Origin of the sequence: Pseudomonas sp. HMWF006, assembly GCF_003061205.1 — a bacterium.
Lineage (GTDB): Bacteria > Pseudomonadota > Gammaproteobacteria > Pseudomonadales > Pseudomonadaceae > Aquipseudomonas > Aquipseudomonas monsensis.
On the sequence record NZ_QAIU01000118.1, the window covers coordinates 1 to 3,203 of the forward strand.

A 3,203-nucleotide genomic window follows, 5' to 3' on the forward strand; every position below is an offset into this window, starting at 1 on the left:
TGGCCTCGCTTCAGCAAATCGGGTATGTGATACAGGTGTCTTGTGAGCAGCGCGAACTTTCGGTTCGTTTCGTCTTCACACACCGCAATCTGCTCTCTTCGACGCAAATTGCTTGGGTGTTATATGGTCAAGCCTCACGGGCAATTAGTATTGGTTAGCTCAACGCCTCACAGCGCTTACACACCCAACCTATCAACGTCGTAGTCTTCGACGGCCCTTCAGGGAACTCAAGGTTCCAGTGAGATCTCATCTTGAGGCAAGTTTCCCGCTTAGATGCTTTCAGCGGTTATCTTTCCCGAACATAGCTACCCGGCAATGCCACTGGCGTGACAACCGGAACACCAGAGGTTCGTCCACTCCGGTCCTCTCGTACTAGGAGCAGCCCCTCTCAAATCTCAAACGTCCACGGCAGATAGGGACCGAACTGTCTCACGACGTTCTAAACCCAGCTCGCGTACCACTTTAAATGGCGAACAGCCATACCCTTGGGACCGGCTTCAGCCCCAGGATGTGATGAGCCGACATCGAGGTGCCAAACACCGCCGTCGATATGAACTCTTGGGCGGTATCAGCCTGTTATCCCCGGAGTACCTTTTATCCGTTGAGCGATGGCCCTTCCATACAGAACCACCGGATCACTAAGACCTACTTTCGTACCTGCTCGACGTGTCTGTCTCGCAGTCAAGCGCGCTTTTGCCTTTATACTCTACGACCGATTTCCGACCGGTCTGAGCGCACCTTCGTACTCCTCCGTTACTCTTTAGGAGGAGACCGCCCCAGTCAAACTACCCACCATACACTGTCCTCGATCCGGATAACGGACCTGAGTTAGAACCTCAAAGTTGCCAGGGTGGTATTTCAAGGATGGCTCCACGCGAACTGGCGTCCACGCTTCAAAGCCTCCCACCTATCCTACACAAGCAAATTCAAAGTCCAGTGCAAAGCTATAGTAAAGGTTCACGGGGTCTTTCCGTCTAGCCGCGGATACACTGCATCTTCACAGCGATTTCAATTTCACTGAGTCTCGGGTGGAGACAGCGCCGCCATCGTTACGCCATTCGTGCAGGTCGGAACTTACCCGACAAGGAATTTCGCTACCTTAGGACCGTTATAGTTACGGCCGCCGTTTACCGGGGCTTCGATCAAGAGCTTCGCGTTAGCTAACCCCATCAATTAACCTTCCGGCACCGGGCAGGCGTCACACCCTATACGTCCACTTTCGTGTTTGCAGAGTGCTGTGTTTTTAATAAACAGTCGCAGCGGCCTGGTATCTTCGACCGGCATGAGCTTACGGAGCAAGTCCTTCACCCTCACCGGCGCACCTTCTCCCGAAGTTACGGTGCCATTTTGCCTAGTTCCTTCACCCGAGTTCTCTCAAGCGCCTTGGTATTCTCTACCCAACCACCTGTGTCGGTTTGGGGTACGGTTCCTGGTTATCTGAAGCTTAGAAGCTTTTCTTGGAAGCATGGCATCAACCACTTCGTCACCTGAAAGGTAACTCGTCATCAGCTCTCGGCCTTAGAATCCCGGATTTACCTAAGATTCCAGCCTACCACCTTAAACTTGGACAACCAACGCCAAGCTGGCCTAGCCTTCTCCGTCCCTCCATCGCAATAACCAGAAGTACAGGAATATTAACCTGTTTTCCATCGACTACGCTTTTCAGCCTCGCCTTAGGGACCGACTAACCCTGCGTCGATTAACGTTGCGCAGGAAACCTTGGTCTTTCGGCGTGGGTGTTTTTCACACCCATTGTCGTTACTCATGTCAGCATTCGCACTTCTGATACCTCCAGCAAGCTTCTCAACTCACCTTCACAGGCTTACAGAACGCTCCTCTACCGCATCACCCGAAGGTGATACCCGTAGCTTCGGTGTATGGTTTGAGCCCCGTTACATCTTCCGCGCAGGCCGACTCGACTAGTGAGCTATTACGCTTTCTTTAAAGGGTGGCTGCTTCTAAGCCAACCTCCTAGCTGTCTAAGCCTTCCCACATCGTTTCCCACTTAACCATAACTTTGGGACCTTAGCTGACGGTCTGGGTTGTTTCCCTTTTCACGACGGACGTTAGCACCCGCCGTGTGTCTCCCATGCTCGGCACTTGTAGGTATTCGGAGTTTGCATCGGTTTGGTAAGTCGGGATGACCCCCTAGCCGAAACAGTGCTCTACCCCCTACAGTGATACATGAGGCGCTACCTAAATAGCTTTCGAGGAGAACCAGCTATCTCCGAGCTTGATTAGCCTTTCACTCCGATCCACAGGTCATCCGCTAACTTTTCAACGGTAGTCGGTTCGGTCCTCCAGTCAGTGTTACCTAACCTTCAACCTGCCCATGGATAGATCGCCCGGTTTCGGGTCTATTCCCAGCGACTAGACGCCCTATTAAGACTCGCTTTCGCTACGCCTCCCCTATTCGGTTAAGCTCGCCACTGAAAATAAGTCGCTGACCCATTATACAAAAGGTACGCAGTCACAGAACAAAGTCTGCTCCCACTGCTTGTACGCATACGGTTTCAGGATCTATTTCACTCCCCTCTCCGGGGTTCTTTTCGCCTTTCCCTCACGGTACTAGTTCACTATCGGTCAGTCAGTAGTATTTAGCCTTGGAGGATGGTCCCCCCATATTCAGACAAAGTTTCTCGTGCTCCGTCCTACTCGATTTCATGACTAAGAGATTTTCGCGTACAGGGCTATCACCCACTATGGCCGCACTTTCCAGAGCGTTCCGCTAATCTCAAAGCCACTTAAGGGCTAGTCCCCGTTCGCTCGCCACTACTAAGGGAATCTCGGTTGATTTCTTTTCCTCAGGGTACTTAGATGTTTCAGTTCCCCTGGTTCGCCTCTTGCACCTATGTATTCAGTACAAGATAACCATCTTATGATGGCTGGGTTCCCCCATTCAGACATCTCCGGATCAAAGTCTGTTTGCCGACTCCCCGAAGCTTTTCGCAGGCTACCACGTCTTTCATCGCCTCTGACTGCCAAGGCATCCACCGTATGCGCTTCTTCACTTGACCATATAACCCCAAGCAATCTGGTTATACTGTGAAGACGACATTCGCCGAAAATTCGCAAAACTCTTAAGAGTCACTCACAAATTTTACCTTAGCCTGATCCGTTACCAGTGAAAGTAACGTTCAGTCTATCTTTCTATCACATACCCAAATTTTTAAAGAACGAACTAGTCAAAGACTAGAAATCAA

The 3,203-nt window shown here is 51.1% G+C and carries 1 rRNA gene; it reads right to left on the minus strand.

Annotated elements, in window-relative coordinates:
- Positions 1-123 precede the first annotated feature (123 nt).
- Positions 124-3,017: ribosomal RNA gene (locus DBR24_RS04585) — 23S ribosomal RNA — on the minus strand.
- Positions 3,018-3,203 lie beyond the last annotated feature (186 nt).